Raw genomic sequence first — 20,652 nt, 5'->3', positions numbered from 1 at the left:
GCCGTCATTCATCAGTAGCGAAAGCGCACGCCCACGCGGAAATTGCGGCCCAGCGTATCGTAAAGCACCGGGTTGGTCTGAAGCGTGGAGGAGGCGATACCCGCCGCGATCGGCGGGTCCTTGTCGAGCAGGTTCTCGATCTTGAAATAGAGTTCCGCCTTGCGCTGGCGGTCGCCCCAGACGGTCAGATTGCCCGCCAGATCGAAATAGGTCGCCCCGGCGATGTAATTGTTGTCGATATCGACGCCCGACTTCCAGGTGTTGTCATAGACGCCCGAGGAAATGCTGCGCATCGTGGCCTGCAGCGAACCGCGATCATTGTCGTAACCCAGCGTGGTGTAGGTGCGCCATTTGGGGATGGGATAGGTGGCGTTCGGCCCGCCGTTCTCGCCCACATATTCGGTGGTGTTGCCCGCATTGGTGTAGGCATAGTTGAGCGCGCGCGTCGCCAGGAAATGCAGCGAGAAAGCGCCGCTCATGCCATGGATCAGCTTGCCCGCCTCGACGCGGTAGGAAGCATCGAAGTCGATGCCGCGCACCCGCACCGTCGCCAGATTGACCGGGATACGCAGGATCGAGGTGATGTTCTGATTGGCATCGCGCGTCACATAGGAGCAGATCGCCGTCTCGCCCGCCGCGCAGCGGTTGACGATATCAGCCACCGCCAGCGTGGTGATCGCATCCTTCAGGCGGATGTTGTAATAATCGACCGAGGCCGAGAAGCCGGGAATGAAGCGCGGACGGAACACGCCGCCAAGGCTGAGCGTATCGGCCTTTTCGGGGCGCAGATTGGTGTTGCCGTTGCTGACGGCGGTGGTGCGCACCGTCACGCCCTTGACCGGATCGGCGACGTCGGTCGCCTGCGTGGCGCCGGCGATATACATCTCGCTGATGGAAGGCGCGCGAATGTCGCGGCTCAGCACGGCGCGCAGCTTGATGTCGCTGATCGGCTCATAGGTCAGGCCCGCCTTCCACGTGGTGACCATGCCCGAGGTGGAATAGCTGGTGACGCGCACCGCGCCGTTGAAATCGGCCGACTTGCCCAGCTTGCTGTTCTTCAGCAGCGGCACCACCGTTTCGGCAAAGCCCTCGGTGACGTTGTAGCTGCCCGCATTGGTCTTGTAATTGCCGGTGTACCAGCCATTGGTCTGCGAGAGCGGATCGCCCACAGCCGTGGCGCTTTCGCTGCGATGTTCGGCACCGGCGGCCAGCGAGACGGGCCCGGCCCAGTTGTTGAACAGCGTGCCACTGACCGAGGCGGCGCTCACCTGTTCGGTGATGCCCTGAGACTGCCAGGCGGTGCCCTTCACATAGTTGATCGCGGCCTGCGACGCCACGCCATAGCCGAAGATGTTGAGCGGCACACAGCCATTCGAAGGATTGGCAATGCTGGAGCGGCAGACGATCTGGCCGCCGCTGCTGACGGCATCGATGGCATTGGCGAAATTGGCGACATTGGTGGTGTTGAGCAGCTTGATGCTCAAATCGGTGTGGCCGTACTGGTAATAGGCGTTCCACGTCCAGTTGCTGCCGAACTTGCCTTCCAGCGAGCCGACGATGCGGTAATTGGTGCGCGAAATATCGCTGACCGGGCGCCCCAGATCATAGGTCGAATAGCCATAGCCAAAGGAAGTGACCCCGGCGGCCGCAGCCTGCTGGCGCACGGCGGCAGGCAGGAAGGCATTGCTGGCCGACATGGTCAGATTGCCCGCATAGCGCTGATAGGCGGCGCTGTTGCGCGCACCGCTGGAACCATAGGAGCCTTCCAGCGAGGCGGTGATGTTGTCCGCCACCTCATAGCTCAGGCGGCCCCAGGCGTTGTCACGGTCGATGCGCGGCGACAGGGCGATGGTGTTGCCCTCGTTCCAGGTGTTGCCGCCCAGCATGAAATTGCCCGCGATGGTGCCATACTGGAAGGGCGACACCGCCCCGCCCGCGAGGAAATTCGTGCCCTTCAGCGCCGTGTTGGTGATCACGCCGCCCTGCGAGACATTGTTGTAATTCACGTTCGAGGCCACGATCTGGCGCGGCTTGCCATTGCCCGCCACATAGGCCGGATTGGGCACCAGATAGGTCGCGGTGTACCAGGGACGGTTCAGCGCATCGACGCCGTCCTGATGCTCATGCTCATAGCTGAAGAGGACATGACCCTTGCCGCCCGCGAAGCTCTTGCCCGCGGCGATGCTGGCGTCATAGCTCTTGTTGTCGCCGCTCTGGGTGACGCCGCCGTTGATGTTGCCCTTGATGCCGGTGAAGGTGCGATCGATGATGAAGTTGACCACGCCCGCAACCGCGTCCGAACCATAGGCCGCCGAGGCGCCGCCGGTCACGATATCGACGCGCTTGATCAGCGCGGTGGGGATGTTGTTGACGTCCACCGCGCCGGTCTGGGTGGAGGGCGCGACGCGCTGATTGTCCACCAGCACCAGCGTGCGGTTGGGGCCAAGCCCGCGCAAATCGAGCAAGTTCAACCCGTTAACGCCGGTCGAGGTGTTGCCATTGCCCGTGCGCGAGGTCTGACTGGGCGTGAGCTGAGGCATCTGGTTGACGTAATCGGCCAGATTGGCGGGCGCGGCCTTGTTGATGGCATCGGCACTCACCACGGTCAGCGGCGTGGGCGCGTCATAGCCGTCGCGCTTCACGCGCGAGCCGGTGACGATGATGTCCTTGTCGCTGACGGCATGGGGCGCTTCGGCGGCCGGCGTGTCGGCGGCGGGCGCAGCGGCCTGATCCTGGGCCTGTGCCGCCGAGGTTGTCACGGCCAGCATCGTCATACCGGTGGTGGCCAGAGCGGCAAGCCGCAGTCGCTTGAATGTGTAAGCCATATCTTCCCTCCCAAGAGCCGTTCCCGCTGCGGGGTGTTCTTCGGCACTTCTTTCACCATCCGGTGTCGGTCATTCGGCTGGCCCCGTCCAATGCCCAGCGGCGATTGACCTATTCGCAGCCGGTATTGATGCCACCGGTGTCAAAACTTGCTTTATGGATCTTTTGAACGCGCATGCTGCCGGGAGGACCGGCATTCCGGCCCTCCCGATCCTCTCGATCAATGAGTGTGGTCGACGCAGCCCCTGGCATCGACGCGGCACGAGGCCTCGGTCCAGGCGCGGGCCTGATCGGACAGGGTAACGCCCAGACCGGGGCGCTCCGAGAGCATCATCAGGCCCTTGTCGAGAATCTGCCGCTCGTTGAACAGCGGGTCGAGCCAGTCGAAATGCTCGACCCAGGCGTTGTGCGGATAGGCCGCCGAGACATGGACATGGATTTCCATGGCGAAATGCGGCGCCATCATCAGCCCGGCCTGCTCGGCCCGCGCCGTCACGCGCTGGAACTGGGTGATGCCGCCCACGCGCGCGGCGTCAGGCTGGATAAAGTCCACGGCGCGCGCGTCGATCATCGCGAAATGTTCAGGCGCGGAGACCAGCATCTCGCCCGAGGCGATCGGCGTGTCGATGGCGGCAGCCAGCGCGGCATGGCCCTCGATATCATAGGCGTCGAGAGGCTCCTCGATCCAGACCAGACCATATTGCTCCATGGCGCGGCTCATGCGCAGGGCGGTGGGACGGTCCCACTGCTGATTGGCGTCGACCATTAGCGCCACGCGGCCATTGATCTGCTTGGCCACCGCATCCAGACGCGTCAGATCGACCTTGGGATCGGGGTGGCCGACCTTGATCTTGATGCCGCCAATGCCGCTCTCGATGCTCTTTTCGACATTCTCCAGCACCTCTTCGAGCGGCGAGGACAGAAAGCCGCCCGAGGTGTTGTAGCTGGGCACGCCATCGCGCCAGGCCCCCAGCAGGCGGCCCAGAGGCAGGCCGGCGCGCTTGGCCTTCAGATCCCACAGCGCGATATCAATGGCGGCAATGGCCTGCGTCGACAACCCCGAACGGCCAACGGAAGCGCCAGCCCAGACCAGCTTGTTCCAGATGCGGCCGATGTCGGCGGGGTTCTCGCCAATGATGCTGTCGGCCACCTCGCGGGCATGGGCATACATGCCGGGGCCGCCCGCGCGCTTGGAATAGGAGAAGCCGAGGCCAGAATGACCCTCTTCCGTTTCGATCTCAGCGAACAGCATCGCCACGCGGGTCAAAGGCTTCTGGCGCCCGGTGAGCACCTTGGCATCGGAAATCGGCGTGGCCAGCGGCACCCACGCCAGGCTGAGCGTGATGGCGGAGATACGATCGTTGGGCATGCTGATCCTCGTCTCGATTCTGACTTTGTCGGCTGCACCAATGCGGGGGGCGGCAAAAGGGATCAACGCCCAAGGCGGCATCGGTCGATAGTGGATGGGCATTGGTCTTGCGCGGCCCGCCGATCCATGCCCCGATCAAAGCCATACGGGGGAGAGCCCAGACCATGACCATCAAGATCACCGGTGTCCGCGTGACGCCCATCGCCTTTCGCGACCCGCCCTTGCTGAATGCTGCGGGCATTCATGAGCCTTATGCGCTGCGCTCAATCATCGAGGTCGAAGCCGGAGAGTTGCTGGGCCTTGGCGAAAGCTATGGCGATGCACCCGTGCTGGCGGCGCTGACGGCCATTGCCCCGGCGCTGGCGGGGCTGGAGATCCACGATCTCAATGGGCTGGAGCGCGTTATCAAGGAAGAACTGGCCAAGCTGCCCGCCGCGAAAGCCGGGGCGGAGCTGGCGCCGGGCTCGCAACCCTCGCGCTTGCTGGCCAATTGCTTTTCCGCTTTCGAAGTGGCGTTTCTGGACCTGCAGGCCAAGGCCGCAGGCCTGCCTTTGCATGCCCTGCTGGGCGGCGCGGTGCGGCGCGAGGTGCCCTTCAGCGCCTATCTCTTCTTCAAATACGAACGCCACATCGAGCCAGAAGAAGCCCCCGACGAGTGGGGCGAAGCCATCACCCCCGAGCAAATCGTGGCGCAGGCCAAACGCATGATCGACATGTATGGCTTCGGCTCGATCAAGCTGAAAGCAGGCACCCTGCCCCCCGAGGTGGAAATCGCCAGCATCGAAGCCCTGTCCAAAGCCTTCCCCGGCTTGCCGCTGCGCATCGACCCCAATGGCGCCTGGTCGATGCAAACCGCGCTGGATGCCGCGCAAAAGCTGGGGCCGCTGATCGAATATTACGAAGACCCAGTGGCCGGGCTGGACGGCATGGCGCAGCTTCATCGCGAAACCGGCCTGCCGCTGGCGACCAATATGGTGGTCATCAGCTTCGACGGCTTCCGTGAGAGCATCAAACGCAATTCGGTGCAGATCGTCCTGTCCGACCACCATTATTGGGGCGGGCTGCGCGCCACGCAGCATCTGGCAACGATGTGCAACACCTTCAATCTGGGCCTGTCGATGCATTCCAACTCGCATCTGGGGATCAGCCTGATGGCCATGGCGCATCTGGCCGCCGCCACACCCAACCTCTCCTATGCCTGCGACACGCATTATCCATGGGTTGAGGATGCCGATGAGGTCGTGGTGGGCGGCAAGGTGGCAATCAGCGGCGGCTGCGTGCGTGTCGGCGATACGCCGGGCCTTGGCGTGGAACTGGACCGCGCAAGGCTCGCCCGCGCCCATGCCACTTTCAACCGCATCTCCATCCGCACCCGCGACGATCTGGGCCAGATGCGCAAATACGATCCCGATTTTTCCGGCAAACAGCCCAGATATTGAGACATATGCCCCTTCCCCATACCGGCAATACCATCCGAAAGGCTTGTATCCTGCCCGCGCTTGGCCGATGGTGTTCCAAAGGGTGAGGAAGGGGCGCATGTGTTTGAACTGATCCAGCTCCGCTGCTTTGTGGCAGTGGCGGAAGAATTGCATTTCGGGCGCGCCTCGCAGCGGCTCAACATGACCCAGCCGCCGCTCTCGCGCCATATTCAGGTGCTGGAGCGGATCATGAAGGTGGAGCTGTTCCACCGCTCCAGCCGTTCGGTGAAGCTGACGGCGGCGGGCATGGCCTTTCTGCCCGAAGCGCGCCGCGTGGTCCATCTGGCCGACAGCGCCATCGCCACCGCCCGCGCCGCCGCGGAGGGCAAGCAGGGGCTGGTCAGCCTGGGCTTCACCGCCGCTTCGGGCTACAGCTTCCTGCCGCGCTTTATCGCCAATGCCCAGCAGGCAGCGCCCGATGTGCGCTTTGTGCTGAAGGAAATGGTCTCGGGCGAGCAGCTTGACAGCCTGCTGGCCGGGCGCATCGACCTGGGCTTCCTGCGCCCGCCCGTGCGCCACCCCGATCTGCAATCGCTGCCGGTGCTGCGTGAGCGCTTTATCGTCTGCTCCCCCGCCAGCGTGCCCGAGGCCGACCGCCCCCGCCGCCTCGCCGATTTCGACAATCTGCCCTTCATCATGTATGCGCCCGACAAGGCGCGCTATTTCCACGATCTGCTGGTGGGCCTGTTCACCGGCGCAAGGGCCGAGCCGCGCCATGTGCAATATCTGGCGCAAATCCACACGATCCTGATGCTGGTGGGCGCGGGCCATGGCTATGCGCTGGTGCCCGAAAGCTCTCGCCGCCTGCATCCCGATGGCGTGGTCTTCTCCGAGATGGAGGAGGCCGAGCCGGTGGTGGAACTCCACGCCGCCTGGACCCGCGATGCCGACAATCCCGCCCTACTGGCGCTGGTGCCCAGGCTGGAGGAACTTTGCTCCTCTGACTGATCGATAGCGCAGCCGCATCGCTTCATGCCCAGTCGCGATTGTTGGCGCGCGCCGCGTCGACCTAAAGTCCTCCCATCAAAACAGGAGAGGACTGATGGATCGACGCGACTTTCTGGCCGGCATCGGCGCGGGAGCAGCCGCCGGCAGCGCCGTGGGCGCGGGCCTGCCCGCTTATGCGGCCACCGCTGTAAAGCATGCCCCCCCCGGCGCCCGCCCCAAACTGCTGATGAAGCTGGGCTGCCAGAGCAGCCCTTCCACCGACGAGCACTTCGCCTTTCTCGCCCGCTATGGCGTCACCCATATCGCGGCGGAAGGGGAACGCTCGCAAGGCCGCCTCTATTCCACCGCCGATGAGGTGAAAGCGGTACGCGAGATGGCCGAAAAGCACAGGCTGACCCTGGCCATCTTCCACCCGCTGCTGCTGCCATCCAGCCATATCGACAAGGAGGCCCATGGCGGCATCATGCTGGCCAGCAGCCCCGAGCGCGAGCGCGAGGTGGAAGCCTTCCAGAACCAGATCCGCGCCTGCGCCGCAGCGGGCGTGCCCTGCATCAAATACAACATGAGCCTGCTGGGCGTGCTGCGTAACCACCACGAGCAGGGGCGGGGCGACGCCATGTTTTCCGCCTGGGACGAGGCCAGCGCCAAGCCCCAGCCGCCCCTCACCCGCGCCGGCCCCGTCAATGCCGAGCAGTTCTGGGAGCGGATCACCTGGTTCCTCGACCACGTCGTGCCCGTCGCCAATGAGTACAAGGTGCGCATCGCCTGCCACCCGCAAGACCCCGGCGTGGGACCCCAAGGCTACCAGAGCATCAACCGCGTGCTGGGCACGGTGGAAGGCCTCAAGCATTTCATCTCGATCCGCGAAAGCGCCTATCACGGCCTCAACTTCTGCCAGGGCACCGTCAGCGAGGATCTGGAACGCCCCGCCGAGCAGATCTTCGACGTGATCCGCTATTTCGGCACCCGCAAGAAGATCTTCAACGTCCACTTCCGCAACATCGTGGGCCATCGCGGCCACTTCCGCGAGGCCTTCCCCGACGAGGGCGATGTCGATCTCTACAAGGCGCTGATGACCTATGCCGAAGTGGGCTACGACGGCATGCTGATGCCCGATCACGTCCCCGAAGTCCCCGGCCACCCCGAGGCCGCGCTGCAAAGCTTCGCCTTTGCCTATGGTCATATTCGCGGGTTGATGCAGGCCGCGCAGCACGCGTAAAAAGACGGGCTGGAGGCCGGGAAGGCTTCCAGCCCGAAGGCAGGGTTTGGAACTTGTTAGAAGAAGGGAAGGTGCGAGGGGGTTACCCCCTCGCGCTCCCATGACGTCTTCCGACGAAGCGGCAGTGGCGCCCGTTCGTTGCGCCCCGCCTCTCCACCTGCGCCACCTAAGGCGCCGCAGGCTCTCAATCCGCCAGCACTGCGCGGGGAATACTGCCTGCGGCGCCGCAACCTTAGCGCTTTGGCCGAACCCTGTACGCAACGTAGACATTAATGGGAGCGCGAGGGTGTAACACCCTCGCACTTTCCCTTCCTAAAACCTTCAACGCACCAAAGCCGGCTTCTTGTTATCGAAGGTCCAGCCCGGAATCAGATATTGCATCGCCGCCGCATCGTCGCGCGCGCCGAGGCCATGGCGCTGATACAGCTCATGCGCTGCTTCCAATCGATCTTCATCCAGCACCAGACCGAGGCCCGGCTTCGCAGACAGATCGACATGACCATCGACGATCTTCGGCGGCTCCTGCGTCAGGGCCGCGCCATCCTGCCAGATCCAGTGCGTATCGATGGCGGTCACCTTGCTGGGCGCGGCCGCCGCGCAATGGGTGAACATCGCCAGCGAAATGTCGAAGTGATTGTTCGAGTGGCTGCCCCAGGTCAGGCCGAAGGCATCGCAGATATGGGCGACGCGCACCGCGCCTTCCATCGTCCAGAAATGCGGATCGGCCAGCGGGATGTCCACCGATTGCAGAGACAGCGAATGCGCCATTTGCCGCCAGTCCGTGGCGATCATGTTGGTCGCGGTGGGCAGGCCGGTGGCGCGGCGGAACTCGGCCATCACCTCGCGGCCGGAGAAGCCGTTCTCCGCGCCGCAGGGGTCTTCGGCATAGGCCAGCACATCGCCCAGCGGCTTCATCAGCCGCACAGCCTCGGCCAGAGACCATGCGCCATTGGGGTCCAGCGTGATGCGTGCCTCAGGGAAGGCCTCTTTCAGGGCCCGCACCGCCAGCACTTCCTCATCGCCGGGCAGAGCGCCGCCCTTCAGCTTGAAATCCCGGAAGCCATAGCGCGCCTGAGCCGCCTTGGCCAAAGCCACCACGCCCTCGGGCGTCACGGCCTCGCGGTTGCGCAGGCGGTCCCACGCATCGGCGCTGCCGCTTTCGTCGCGATAGGCCAGATCGGTCTTCTTGGGGTCCGCAACGTAGAACAGATAGCCCAGCATCTCGACGCGATCACGATGGCGTCCAGTGCCCAGCAGATCGGCCACCGCCACGCCCACATGCTGACCCAGCAGGTCGAGCATCGCCGCCTCGATGGCGGTCTGGGCGTGGATCGTCGTGCGCAGATCGAAGGTCTGAAGGCCGCGCCCGCCCGCATCACGGCTGGCGAAGGTTTTGCCCACCTGCGCCACCACGCTGGCATGGGTGCCCAGCGGCCTGCCCACCACCAGCGGGCGCGCGTCTTCCAGCGTCTGGCGGATCGCCTCGCCGCCGGGGACTTCGCCAAGGCCGGTGCGCCCGTCGCTGTCGGTCAGGATCACGATGTTGCGCGTGAAGAAAGGCCCGTGAGCCCCCGACAGGTTGAGCAACATCGAATCCTGCCCCGCCACGGGCACGACACGCATGGCAGCAATAACGGGCGCAGTACCCATCAGACCGAAGCCCGCGCCTTGCTGACCAGTTCGGCCAACTGATCCATTTCCTCGGGCAGCAGCCCGGTCAGCGGCGGACGCAGCGGACCGGCGGGGCGACCCACCACATCCATACCCGCCTTCACGATGGAGACGGCATAGCCACGGCCCTTGTCGCGCAGGGCGATGTAGGGCAGCACGAAATTGCGCAGCATGTCATGCACCAGCGCGTGATCGCGGGCGCGCACCGCCTTGTAGAACTTCACCGCCCATTCCGGCATGAAGTTGTAGATCGCCGAGGAATAGGTCGTCACGCCCATTTCCAGATAAGGCAGAGCAAAGGTCTCTGCCGTGGGCAGGCCGCCGACATAGGTCAGGCGATCACCCAGCTTGTTGTAGATCCGCATCATCAATTCCACGTCACCGACGCCATCCTTGTAGCCGATGAGGTTGGGATTGCGATCGCAAAGACCGGCCAGCGTATCCTCGTTCACCGTGGCGGTGCCACGGTTGTAGACGATCACACCCAGATTGGTCGCCTTGCAGACGGACTCGATATGCGCGGCCAGGCCTTCCTGCTTGCCGCCCACCAGATAGGGCGGCAGCAGCAGCAGGCCATCGGCGCCGGCCTTCTCTGCCCCGCGCGCGATCTCCAGAGCGATGGCCGAACCATAGCCGCAACCGGCGATCACCGGCACGCGGCCAGCGGTTTCCTCGGCCGCCGCGCGGGTGACATCGAGGATCTCCTGAGGGCTCAGGGCAAAGATCTCGCCCGTGCCGCCCGCCGCGAACAGCGCCACAACCTCATGCTCAAGCATATAGGCGCAATGATCGCGATAGGGCGCTTCCTGAAACTGCAGTTCGGAATCGAAATGCGTGACGGGGAAAGACAACAGCCCCGAACCGATTTTTGCGGCCAATTCCTCCAGGCCCACTTTACCTGCCGAAGTCATCGCTTCTTCCCATTCCTGTGATGTAATCCTGATCCTGTAGCTAGTCGTCCGGTTCGCCCCGGTCCAAGTCCGTTCCGGTTTCAAGTCATGTCAGTTCAGCATCGCCGGGATGAATGAGAGGTATAAGAAGGAAGATGCGAGGGGGTTACCCCCTCGCGCTCCCATTCCATCTCCCGACGATGCGGCAGTGGCGCCGCAGGCAGCTCCATTTATGTTGCAGCCTGCGGCGCAGCAAATCTAGCGCTTCGGCTGAACCCTGAGCACAACGTAGACAGTAAAGGGAGCGCGAGGGTGATAACCCTCGCATTAACCTTCTTCCCCTTTCCCGAACCCACGTCCAGCCGCACACAAACCACAAAGGTTCCCTCCCCGGCGACGGAATGCCCGAACAACAAGACGAGCCGCGACGGCTGATCGCAATCGATTTGCACATTGCCCCGATGCCTTGATAATCGGCCCTCAGATCTGCATGGGGGTTTCTTAACGTGAAAAAGGCTTTTCTGCTGGGCATGGTTCTGGCCACGGTGGCGCTGCCCGGCGTGGCTCTGGCCGATGACCCCAACGATCCGGCGATGCGCAGCTCGGCCGCCCGCGCGCGGGACCGGGAGGCGATCCGCCAGCTCAATCTGCGCGAGGCCGCAAGGGTGCGCGAGCGCGACGCCCGCTACGCCCAGGGCTGGGCCGACACGCGGGCCTATGGTGCCGGATCGCGCGGCGGCTATGACGATGACGGCGGCGCCAATGCCAGCTACGCCCGCAGCCGCGCACAATATGAGCGCGAACTGGCAAGCTGGCGCCATGCCGTGGCCGCCTGCCAGGCCGGTAATTACGACTATTGCGCGCGCTGATCCCCACTTCGGGCTGACATCATCATCGACGCCCCGATCGCCCTGCGGTCGGGGCGTTGTGCTGCCCCCTCACTCCATTTAGCAACATTACATCCATCCATAGGCCACCCCTATGGATAGCCCAAATATGGCGATTTGACCGCCCCGCCCCCCTGCCTATCCTGCCCGCCAAGCCGCGCGACAAGCCAAGCGGCATCGGTCGAGAGGCAAGCATGCAAGCCTATATCCTTCGCGAAACCATCATCAGCATGGTGATCAACAGCGGCTTTTCGCTGGCATTTTTCCTGCTGGTCTTCGGCCATGCCTCGGCGGTGCCGGTGTGGGGCATCGGCGCCTATGCCTTTGACGCCCTGCCGCAAAGCATCGCCATCGCCGTGATGAGCACGCTGGTGCCCGGCGCCATCACCATCAAGCGCCTGCGCAGCGGCAGCATTGCCGCCCCCGCGCAGGTCGCCCTGCTCTCGGGCCCCATTCTGCCGCGCAACATCTGGCTCAGGGCTGTGGTCATGGCGATGCTGGCGGCCGTTCTGGGCGGTCTTTTCAGCAGCACCATCCTGCTGGTGCTGGGGCAGGAGAGCCTGCCCTGGTGGCCCGCGCTGCTGGGCAAGCTGGCCTATGGCGCGGCGCTGGCGGGCCTTGTCACCCCGCCTGCCCTGAGGGCCGCCCTGCGCGGCTGACCGCCTCGACACCCCATATGCTGAGACGATAGAATATTATCTGAAAAACAGATGCCTATTGCGGCATCAACCCATGTATGACCGCTTCACAATCGCTTTCCGGGAGACCCTGATCCATGTCCCTCCGCTCTTCGGCTCGCCTGCTGCGCTGGGCCCTGTGCGGCGCCAGCGCCCTCACCGCACTGCCCGCCCTCGCCCAGACCGCGACCGATACGTCCGCGGCGCCCGCCTCCCCCTCCAGCCTTGAGCAGCAGTTCCGCGATCCACCGCAATCGGCCCGCCCGCGCGTGTGGTGGCACTGGATGAACGGCAACATCACCAAGGACGGCATCGCCAAGGATCTGGCCTGGATGAAGTCGGTGGGCATCGGCGGCGCGCAGACCTTCGACGTCAATCTGATGACGCCGACCATCGTGCAAAAGCGCCTCGCCTATATGACGCCCGAATGGAAGGACGCCTTCCGCTTCGCCGCCAGCGAGGCGGACAGGCTGGGGCTGGAGCTGGGCATCGCCTCCTCGCCGGGCTGGTCGGAGACGGGCGGGCCATGGGTCAAGCCCGAGGATGGCCTGAAAAAGCTGGTGTGGAGCGAGACGCGCATCGCGGGAGGCAAGCCCTTCACCGGCAAGATCGCCGCGCCGCCCTCGATCACCGGGCCGTTCCAGTCGCTGGCCAAGCCCATGGGGCTGGACGATGTGGTCACCACCGGAAAGAAGGCCGGGGAAGGCCCGCATCTCTATGGCGATATCGCCGTGCTGGCGGTGCCCGATCAGGCCCCGGCCGATGCGATGCCCAAGGCCTCTGTCACCGGCGGCGCGGCGGTGGATGCCGCCCCCTTCCTCGACGAGGATCTGATGAGCGGCGGCGCCGTGCCGCGCGGCTCGGCGGAGGCGCCCGGCGCGCTGATCTACAGCTATGACCAGCCGCAGACCATCCGCAGCGCCAGCCTCTTCCTGCCCGGCGCCAAGGTGATGTTCCGTGGCCCCAGCGTGGCCCCGGTGCTGGAATCCAGCAGCGATGGCACCAACTGGCAGCGCGTGGCCGATATTCCGGCCTCCGACACGCTTTCCACCGTCAGCTTCGCGCCCGTCACGGCGCGCTGGTTCCGCGTGGTGCTGCATCCGCTGCCGCCCACCGCCAGCAATATGGGTGAGCCCGGCGCGGGCACGGTGATCCCCGATCTCTTCGGCAAGATGGAGGCCGATCCCAGCAAGCCGTGGCAGGTCAACAGCTTCCGCCTCTCCGGCGAGGCGATGGTCGACAAGTTCGAGACCAAGGCCGGTTTCAATCTGGCGCTCGACTATTTCAAGCTGGCCGCGCCCGAGGATGGCGCCAAGGGCCCCGCGCCCGCGCAGGTCATCAATCTGACGGACAAGCTGCGCCCCGATGGCTCGCTGGACTGGACGCCTCCGAAGGGCAACTGGCGCGTCATCCGTCTGGGCTATTCGCTGCTGGGCACCACCAACCACCCCGCCCCCGCCGAAGCGACCGGGCTTGAGGTCGACAAGTTCGACGGCGATGCGGTGCGCCGCTATCTCGACCATTATCTGGCGATGTATGACGATGCCGCCGGGCCCGGCATGATCGGCAAGAAGGGCGTGCGCGCGCTGTTGACCGATTCCATCGAGGTCGGTGCCGCCAACTGGACGCCAAGGCTGATCGAGCAGTTCAAATCCTTGCGCGGTTACGATCCCACGCCTTGGCTGCCTACGCTGGCGGGCGTGCTGGTGGGCAGCCGCGCCGATGCCGACAGGTTCCTCTTCGACTGGCGCCGCACGCTGGGTGATCTGATGGCCTCGCAGCATTACGGCACGGTGGCCAAGGTGGCGCATGAGCGCGGACTGACGCTCTATGGCGAGGCGCTGGAGGATCATCGCCCCTCGCTGGGTGACGATATGGCGATGCGCAGCCACACCGATATCCCGATGTCGGCGATGTGGACCTTCGGGCAGAAGGCGGGGCCCAATCCCTCCTACATCGCCGATATCAAGGGCGCGGCCTCGGTGGCGCATATCTATGGGCAGAACCTCGTGGCGGCCGAGAGCATGACTTCGGCATTGAATTATTGGGGGGATTCGCCGCGCACCCTCAAGCATGTGATCGATCTGGAGTTCGTCACCGGCGTCAACCGCCCGGTGGTGCACACCAGCGTGCATCAGCCGGTGGACGACAAGGTGCCCGGCCTGTCACTGATGATCTTCGGCCAGTTCTTCAACCGGCATGAGGCATGGGCGCCGCTGGCCAAGGCCTGGGTCGATTATCTGGCGCGCAATGCGCTGATGCTGCAGCAGGGCCGCAACATCGCCGATGTCGGCTATGTCTATGGCGAGGAAGCGCCGCTGACGGGCCTCTATGGCGACAAGCCGGTGTCCGATGCCCCCCGCACCCACGCCTATGATTTCGTGAACAATGCCGCTCTGACCGGCGCCTTGAGCAACGATGGCGCCGAGGTGGTGACGCCGGGCGGCGCGCGTTATCAGGCGCTCTATCTGGGCGGATCGAGCCGACATATGACCCTGCCCACCTTGCGCAAGCTGGCCGCTCTGGTCGAGGGCGGTGCCAATGTGGTGGGTCTGCCCCCGCTGGCAGACCCCGGCCTTGGCGACAATGCGGGCGAATATCGCGCGCTGGTCGCGAAACTGTGGCCGGGCAGTGGCGATGCTCGCGTGGGCAAGGGCCGCGTGATCGCTTCGGACAAAATTGAAAGCGCGCTGGAAACGCTGGGGCTGGCCTCTGACTTCCGGATGGTCGATGGCGCGGCGGATGCCGAGGTGCCGTTTATCCATCGGCGCTGGGCGGAAGGCGATGACTATTTCCTCGTCAACCGCAAGACCCGGCCCGAGCGTTTCGAGGCGCATTTCCGCGTCACTGGCAAGCTGCCCGAACTGTGGCATGCTGAAACCGGTACCTTCGAGCGCGTCAGCTATCGCATCGTGAACGGCGAAACCGTGGTGCAGATGGCGATGGAGCCGGAGGACGCGGTGCATGTCGTCTTCCGCCAGCCTGCCCCGGCCGATGCGATGATGCTCAAGAAACTCGTCCCCACCCCCATCGCCACCGTCGATGGCGCATGGCAGGTCGCCTTCCAGAGCGGACGCGGGGCGCCGGCCAGCACGACCCTGCCCAGCCTCCAGCCGCTGAACGAAAATGCCAACCCCGGCATCCGCTATTTCTCGGGCCTGGCGACCTACACCAAGGATATCGCCGTGCCCAAGACCTGGCGCGCCGGGCAGAAGCTGTGGATCGATCTGGGGCAGGTCAATGAAGTGGCGCAGGTCACCGTCAACGGCAAGGTCGTGGGCACGGCATGGCATGCGCCTTACCGCGTGGACGTGTCGGATGCCGTGCATGCCGGGACCAACCGCGTCGAGATCAAGGTGGCCAATCTGTGGATCAACCGCCTGATCGGCGATGCCCAACCGGATATGCAAAAACCGGGGGCCCAGAAGGTGACCTTCACCGCCCTGCCCACCTATCGCGCCGATGCGCCTTTGCGCCCCTCGGGCCTGATCGGTCCGGTGGTGCTGGAAGGAGCGGGCAAATAAGGCTAAACTCTTGACGATGATCGATCCGCGCGCCCTCCGCACCTTCCATCAGGTCTGCCAGACAGGCTCGATCAGCGGGGCGGCGCGCAGTCTCAACATTTCCCAACCCTCCGTATCCGCCGCCATCGCGCAGCTCGAAACCAGGCTGGGGGCCAAGCTGTTCGAGCGCACCCGCGCCGGCATCGTGCTGACCCCGGCCGGCGAGGCGCTGGAAGCGCGCGCGCGCATGCTCGACCATCTGCTGCGCGATGCCGAGCATGAGGTGATCGCCGCGCAAAAGGGCCTTGGCGCGCCCCTGCGCGTGGGCGGCACACCGGGCGCGCTGGTCAGCCTTTTGCCGCGCGCGCTGAGCGTGATGGAGATGCATCAGCCGCATCTCACCCTCAATGTGGTGGAGAGGCCCGACCGCGAGCTGATCGCCATGCTGCGCGATGGAGAAATCGATCTGGCCTTCGTCACCACCGCCATCGAGGCACCGCCCGCCGATATCGATGAGCAGACGCTGGGTCGCGACCCCTTCGCGCTGATCGTGGGGCGGGCCAACAACAGCCTGCCCGATCATTTTTCCCTGAAGGATGCCGCCCGCCTGCGCTGGGTTCTGCCCGAAGCGCAGGGAGCGTTTCGCCGTCAGGTCGATGCGCTGTTTCTGGCGGCTGGCGCGGCGGTACCGTCCGATGCGATCCGCTGCGACTCCCTGCTGACCACCAAGGCCATTGTGCGCGGCGGCACGCGCGTCACCATTCTGCCGATGCAGGTGGCGGCGGCGGAACTGTCGATCGGGGTGCTGCGCGCGATCCCGCTGCGGGAAGCGAGCTTTGAACGCTCGATCGGCGCGCGCTGGGTGAAGGGGCGCCCGCTGCATCCGCTGGCCTCCATGCTGCTGGAGCAATTGGCTCCCTGATCCATAGGCCTGCCCTATGCATACCCCAAAAACGCATATTTTACCTGATGCAAAAAAGGCGTCAGAACCGTCTTCAAGACAGAGCGCCGCCGATCAGGGTCGCGCCGCAAACCAGTCCTTGGGAGAGGCTTCGTGAGCACGCTTTTTCACAACATCCGCGTCTTTGACGGCACCCCCAATCCGGCCCGCGAAGGCAGCGTGCTGGTCGACGGCAACACCATCGCCAAAGTCGCCTATGCGCCCGAAACCATCAACGCCAGCGAAGCCGACACCGTCATCGACGGTCAGGGCGGCACGCTGATGCCCGGCATGGTCGAGGCGCATACCCATCTCACCTGGGCCTCCAGCGTCGAGAAGATCTATCACCAGTTCATCCTGCCGCCCGAGGAACTGGAAGTGGCCGCCACGCGCAATGCCCGCGTGCTGCTCGATCACGGTTTCACCAGCGCCTATTCCGCTGGCGCATTGGGCGACGGCATCGAGGCCCGCCTCAACCCCAAGATCCTGGCTGGCGAAGTGCCCGGCCCCCGCCTGATCCCCTCCACGCTGGAGCGCAGCCCCGATGGCGACGACACCGGCGATGTCTTCAACGGCCGCGGGCCGGAGGCGATGCGCGCCTTCGTGACATATTGCGCCGATCAGGGTCTGGGCTCGATCAAGCTGGTGATTTCGGGCGAAAGCGCGCTCAAGCCCGGCAGCCATGGCGAAGTCCTCTACACCGAAGAGGAAATGGACGCCGCGCGCGAGGCCACCCGCGAACACGGCCTGTGGATCGCCTGCCACGCCTACACCGATGCGGCGGTGGATCTGGCTCTGCGCGCTGGGGCCCGCATCATCTACCACGGCAGCTACATCAGCGACGCCATGGTTGAAAAGCTGGCCGCCCATAAGGACGAGATCTTTTACGGCCCCGGCTGCGGTGTGTCTGTCGCCGCGCTGGAGGCCACCCCGCCCCCGCATATCGACATGAGTTCGATGAAGAACTCCGCTGCCGAGCGCATGGAGCTGGAAACCGTGCTGGTCCCCAAGATGAAGGCTGCGGGTCTGCGCATCCTGATCGGTGGCGACTATGGCTTCCCCTTCAACCCCAATGGCCGCAACGCCCGCGATCTTTCGCATTTTGTGCAGTATTTCGGCTTCTCTCCGGTGGAGGCGCTGAACGCCGCCACCGCGCTGGGCGGCGAATTGATGGGCCTGAAGGTGGGCCAGGTGAAGGAAGGCTATCTGGCCGACCTGCTGCTGGTCTCCGGCGATCCCACGCAGGATGTCGCCATCCTTCAGGACAAGGACCGGCTGACCGCAATCATGAAGGATGGCCAGTTCCACAAGGCGCCTGCCGAGGCCGCCGTGGCGTAAAACAAACCGCATACAGGCCGGGCGCCGGGGACAGGCGCCCGCCAACAGGGATAGAAACATGTTTGACGTGGCAATCATTGGCTGCGGGCCTGTCGGCGCGCTGGCGGCGAACCTGCTTGGCCGCGAGGGGCTGAGCGTGGTGGCGCTGGAAAAGGAGCTGGCGCATTACCCGCTGCCGCGCGCGGTGCATCTCGATCACGAGATGATGCGGCTGTTCCAGTCGGCGGGCGTGATCGACCGGGTGCTGGGCGATATGGCCGATACCGACGGGCATCTGCATGTCGGTGCCTCGGCTCAGGTCATCCGCTATATGGGCACGGTGGGCATGGCCCGGCCCTTCGGCTGGTCCAACGATTACTTCTTCTATCAGCCCGAGCTGGAAGCCCATCTGCGCGCGGGCTTTGCGGGCATGCGCCATGTCGAGCTGAAGCTGGGCGCGGAATTTACCGGCCTGACTCAGGAGGATGGCGTCGTCCACATCGCCTACACGCAGGGCGGCAAGCCCCAGACCTTGTCGGCCCGCTGGGTGATCGCCTGCGACGGTTCGCGCAGCCCGGTGCGCAAAGCCTTGGGCGTGGCGCTCGACGATCTCGATTTCGAGGAACCCTGGCTGGTGGTCGATGCCGAGGTCGAGGGGCCGGTCAGCTTCCCCGCGATCAGCGGCGTGCCTGCCGCTGCCGATCTCCAGCGCCTGTCGGTGATGATGTGCGATCCCAAACGCCCCGCCACGGTGGTGCCCGGTCGCGGCAATCACCGCCGCTGGGAATTCATGCTGCTGCCCGGCGAGGATGACAGTGCCATGATGCAGCCCGAGGCTGTCTCCGCGCTGGTCGAGCCCTGGATGCAGGGCGTGCCGCACAAGGTGGTGCGCGCCGCCACCTATCGCTTCCACGGGCTGGTGGCGCATCAGTGGCAGGTCGGGAATGTCTTCCTGGCGGGCGATGCCGCGCATCAGACCCCGCCCTTCTTCGGGCAGGGCATGTGCCATGGGCTGCGCGATGTCGCCAATCTGGCGTGGAAGATGGCCGCCATCGCCAGGCAGGGCGCGGACGCCGCGATCCTCGACACCTATCAGCCCGAGCGTGACCCGCATGTGCGCGGCGTGATCGGCGCGGCGGTGAATGTGGGGCGCTATATCTGCCAGCTCGATCCCGCTCTGGCGGCGCAGCGCGATGCGGAGATGGCCCTCCGCGCGGCTTCTGCAACCAAGGAAACCGCCGCCGATCTGATCCCGGCGATCAGCACCGGCCTCATCGCAGAAGGCACCCAAGGCGCGGGCGAGCGCTTTATCCAGCCCGTGCTGGCCGATGGCAGCAAGCTGGACGATGTGACCGGCGATGGCTGGCGGCTCTTCGCACAGGGCGCGGAGCCGGTGGCGGGCGTCAATGTCGTGGATCTCGCCACGCTCGGGGACAAGGGCGCCATTGCCGCATGGCTGACCGCTCGCGATGCCCCCGCCGTGCTGGTCCGCCCCGATCACTATGTCTTCGGCACCGGTTCGGCGGAAAGCCTGATTGCCCGGCGCGCCCAACTGCTGGGCCTCACCATGGAGAAAGCCGCATGAGCGCCCTCACTCTTGCCCAGGCTCAGGCGATCCTCGCCGGGGCGCTGGCCGATGCCCGCGCGCAAAGTCTCAAACCGCTGGCCGTCATCGTGCTGGACAAGGGCGGCCACCCCATCGCCTTCGCGCGGGAGGATGGCGCCAGCTTCGCCCGGCTCGACATCGCCCGCGCGAAAGCCGCCGGCGCTCTGGCCATGGATGCCGACACCTCGGTTCTGGCCGAGCGCGCCAAGGGCAATCCCGTATTCTTCCAGAGTGTTAGCGTTGTGCTGGATGGGCGTATCGCCTTCTCGCCGGGCGGCGTGCTGGTGAAGACCGGTGGAGAGATCGTGGGCGCCGTGGGGATCAGCGGCGACACGGGTGAACATGACGACGTGGCGGCCAAGGCGGGCATCGCCGCCGCCGGTTTTTGAGGGACACAGTGATGATGAAACTTCGCAGCATCGAACTGGCCCTGCCTGACGCGGCACATGCCCATCAGTGGATGATCGACATCTGGGGTTGCGCCGATGGTGGCCAGCAGGATGGTACCTACTATCTGCGCGGCAGCGGGACCTTCCCCTATCTGGTCTCCTTCAGCGAAAACGCAGAACGTTTTGTGCGCTCCACCACCTTCGTCTGCTCGCAGGACCGGCTCGAGCAGATCGCGCATGTCGCCGCAGAAAAGGGCCTGAACGCCGCCCCCACCATCAGCCGCGATCCGGGCGGCGGCGCGGGTCTGGTGGTCGAACTGGCCGAGGGCGAATTGCTGCGCTTCCTCGTCGGCGCCACCGAGGTCGAGCCGCTGGCCAGCCACCCCGCCTATGCCCTGCGCGATGTGCCGGTGAAACTGACCCATGTGGTCTTCAACGCCGCCGATGCCGAGGCCAGCGGCCATCTGGTGGAGGATGTGCTGGGCTTCCGCGTTTCGGACCGCACCAAGGGCATGGTCTTCGTGCGCTGCAACGATGCGCATCACTCCACCGCCTTTGCCCGCGCCGGTTTCTCCAGCCTCAACCATATCGCCTTCGAGATGGAGGATCTGGATGCGGTGATGCGCGGCATCGGCCGCATGCGCGACCACAAGTTCGCCCCGGCATGGGGCCCCGGTCGCCATGGTCCGGGCGACAATGTCTATGCCTATTACATCGCGCCCTTTGGCCCGGTGATCGAATACTCCACCCCGGTCAACAAGGTGGACGAGACCTATCCCACCGGCGCGCCCGACGACTGGACCTGGCCGGAGAACCGCATCGACCAGTGGGGCATCTCCGACAAGGATTTTGCAGGCCTGCGCACCGCCGAGGAGGCCTTCCGCTTCCGCCGCGAATGGGAACCGGCCCCGATCCTCTCCGCCTGATCGCCAGCT

15 protein-coding genes are annotated in these 20,652 nt (G+C 65.1%); 11 read left to right on the top strand and 4 right to left on the bottom strand.

Annotation, left to right across the window (positions count from 1 at the left end; genetic code table 11):
- Positions 1-11: 11 nt before the first annotated feature.
- Together ABDW49_RS07320 and ABDW49_RS07315 are read right to left on the bottom strand one after the other, a co-directional pair.
- Positions 12-2,825, bottom strand: coding sequence for a TonB-dependent receptor (locus tag ABDW49_RS07320; protein WP_343610807.1), 2,814 nt, complete (start codon positions 2,823-2,825; stop codon positions 12-14).
- Positions 2,826-3,043: 218 nt separating this feature from the next.
- A complete protein-coding gene (locus tag ABDW49_RS07315; RefSeq protein WP_343610806.1) occupies positions 3,044-4,192 on the bottom strand; it encodes a mandelate racemase/muconate lactonizing enzyme family protein in 1,149 nt (382 codons plus the stop codon).
- Between the two features lie 164 nt (positions 4,193-4,356).
- Here ABDW49_RS07315 and ABDW49_RS07310 point away from each other — a divergent pair, with 164 nt between their 5' ends.
- The 3 genes from ABDW49_RS07310 (at position 4,357) to ABDW49_RS07300 (ending at position 7,837) form a co-directional block, all read left to right on the top strand.
- A complete protein-coding gene (locus tag ABDW49_RS07310) occupies positions 4,357-5,631 on the top strand; it encodes an enolase C-terminal domain-like protein (protein WP_343610804.1) in 1,275 nt (424 codons plus the stop codon).
- A 99-nt stretch (positions 5,632-5,730) separates the two neighbouring features.
- The gene (locus ABDW49_RS07305; protein ID WP_343610802.1) at positions 5,731-6,618 is read left to right on the top strand and encodes a LysR family transcriptional regulator; all 888 of its coding nucleotides are present in this window, start codon (positions 5,731-5,733) and stop codon (positions 6,616-6,618) included.
- Between the two features lie 94 nt (positions 6,619-6,712).
- Positions 6,713-7,837 carry a mannonate dehydratase gene (locus ABDW49_RS07300; protein ID WP_343610800.1) on the top strand — a complete coding sequence of 375 codons (1,125 nt, stop codon included), beginning with the start codon at positions 6,713-6,715 and terminating at the stop codon, positions 7,835-7,837.
- Between the two features lie 321 nt (positions 7,838-8,158).
- Here the strand turns inward: ABDW49_RS07300 and ABDW49_RS07295 are convergent, their stop codons facing one another.
- Positions 8,159-9,487, bottom strand: a complete 1,329-nt coding sequence (locus ABDW49_RS07295; RefSeq protein ID WP_343610799.1) for an enolase C-terminal domain-like protein — start codon at positions 9,485-9,487, stop codon at positions 8,159-8,161.
- On the bottom strand, positions 9,487-10,419 hold the full coding sequence (gene kdgD / locus ABDW49_RS07290) for a 5-dehydro-4-deoxyglucarate dehydratase (protein ID WP_343610797.1): 933 nt from the start codon (positions 10,417-10,419) through the stop codon (positions 9,487-9,489). The genes ABDW49_RS07295 and kdgD overlap by 1 nt, the downstream gene beginning before the upstream one ends.
- Before the next feature lie 485 nt (positions 10,420-10,904).
- Between kdgD and ABDW49_RS07285 the strand changes: the two genes are divergently transcribed.
- The 8 genes from ABDW49_RS07285 (at position 10,905) to ABDW49_RS07250 (ending at position 20,643) form a co-directional block, all read left to right on the top strand.
- Positions 10,905-11,267: a hypothetical protein gene (locus tag ABDW49_RS07285; RefSeq protein WP_343610795.1), complete on the top strand. Its 363-nt coding sequence runs from the start codon at positions 10,905-10,907 to the stop codon at positions 11,265-11,267.
- A gap of 212 nt (positions 11,268-11,479) precedes the next feature.
- A complete protein-coding gene (locus ABDW49_RS07280) occupies positions 11,480-11,944 on the top strand; it encodes a hypothetical protein (RefSeq protein ID WP_343610793.1) in 465 nt (154 codons plus the stop codon).
- A 116-nt stretch (positions 11,945-12,060) separates the two neighbouring features.
- Positions 12,061-15,486, top strand: a complete 3,426-nt coding sequence (locus ABDW49_RS07275; RefSeq protein ID WP_343610791.1) for a glycosyl hydrolase — start codon at positions 12,061-12,063, stop codon at positions 15,484-15,486.
- A 16-nt stretch (positions 15,487-15,502) separates the two neighbouring features.
- Positions 15,503-16,387 carry a LysR family transcriptional regulator gene (locus ABDW49_RS07270; RefSeq protein WP_343614199.1) on the top strand — a complete coding sequence of 295 codons (885 nt, stop codon included), beginning with the start codon at positions 15,503-15,505 and terminating at the stop codon, positions 16,385-16,387.
- A gap of 132 nt (positions 16,388-16,519) precedes the next feature.
- Positions 16,520-17,743 (top strand): amidohydrolase family protein, encoded by a 1,224-nt coding sequence (locus ABDW49_RS07265; RefSeq protein ID WP_343610789.1) that lies wholly within the window; start codon positions 16,520-16,522, stop codon positions 17,741-17,743.
- Between the two features lie 58 nt (positions 17,744-17,801).
- The gene (locus tag ABDW49_RS07260) at positions 17,802-19,307 is read left to right on the top strand and encodes a bifunctional 3-(3-hydroxy-phenyl)propionate/3-hydroxycinnamic acid hydroxylase (RefSeq protein ID WP_343610788.1); all 1,506 of its coding nucleotides are present in this window, start codon (positions 17,802-17,804) and stop codon (positions 19,305-19,307) included.
- Positions 19,304-19,717 (top strand): heme-binding protein, encoded by a 414-nt coding sequence (locus tag ABDW49_RS07255; RefSeq protein ID WP_343610786.1) that lies wholly within the window; start codon positions 19,304-19,306, stop codon positions 19,715-19,717. Before ABDW49_RS07260 ends, ABDW49_RS07255 begins: the two co-directional genes overlap by 4 nt.
- A gap of 14 nt (positions 19,718-19,731) precedes the next feature.
- Positions 19,732-20,643 (top strand): VOC family protein, encoded by a 912-nt coding sequence (locus tag ABDW49_RS07250; protein WP_343614197.1) that lies wholly within the window; start codon positions 19,732-19,734, stop codon positions 20,641-20,643.
- The last annotated feature ends 9 nt before the right edge of the window (positions 20,644-20,652 follow it).

It is taken from the genome of Novosphingobium sp., assembly GCF_039595395.1.
Classification (GTDB): domain Bacteria; phylum Pseudomonadota; class Alphaproteobacteria; order Sphingomonadales; family Sphingomonadaceae; genus Novosphingobium.
The sequence above is the reverse complement of the archived record's forward strand: the minus strand, read 5'-3'. Positions and strand labels throughout refer to the sequence as shown.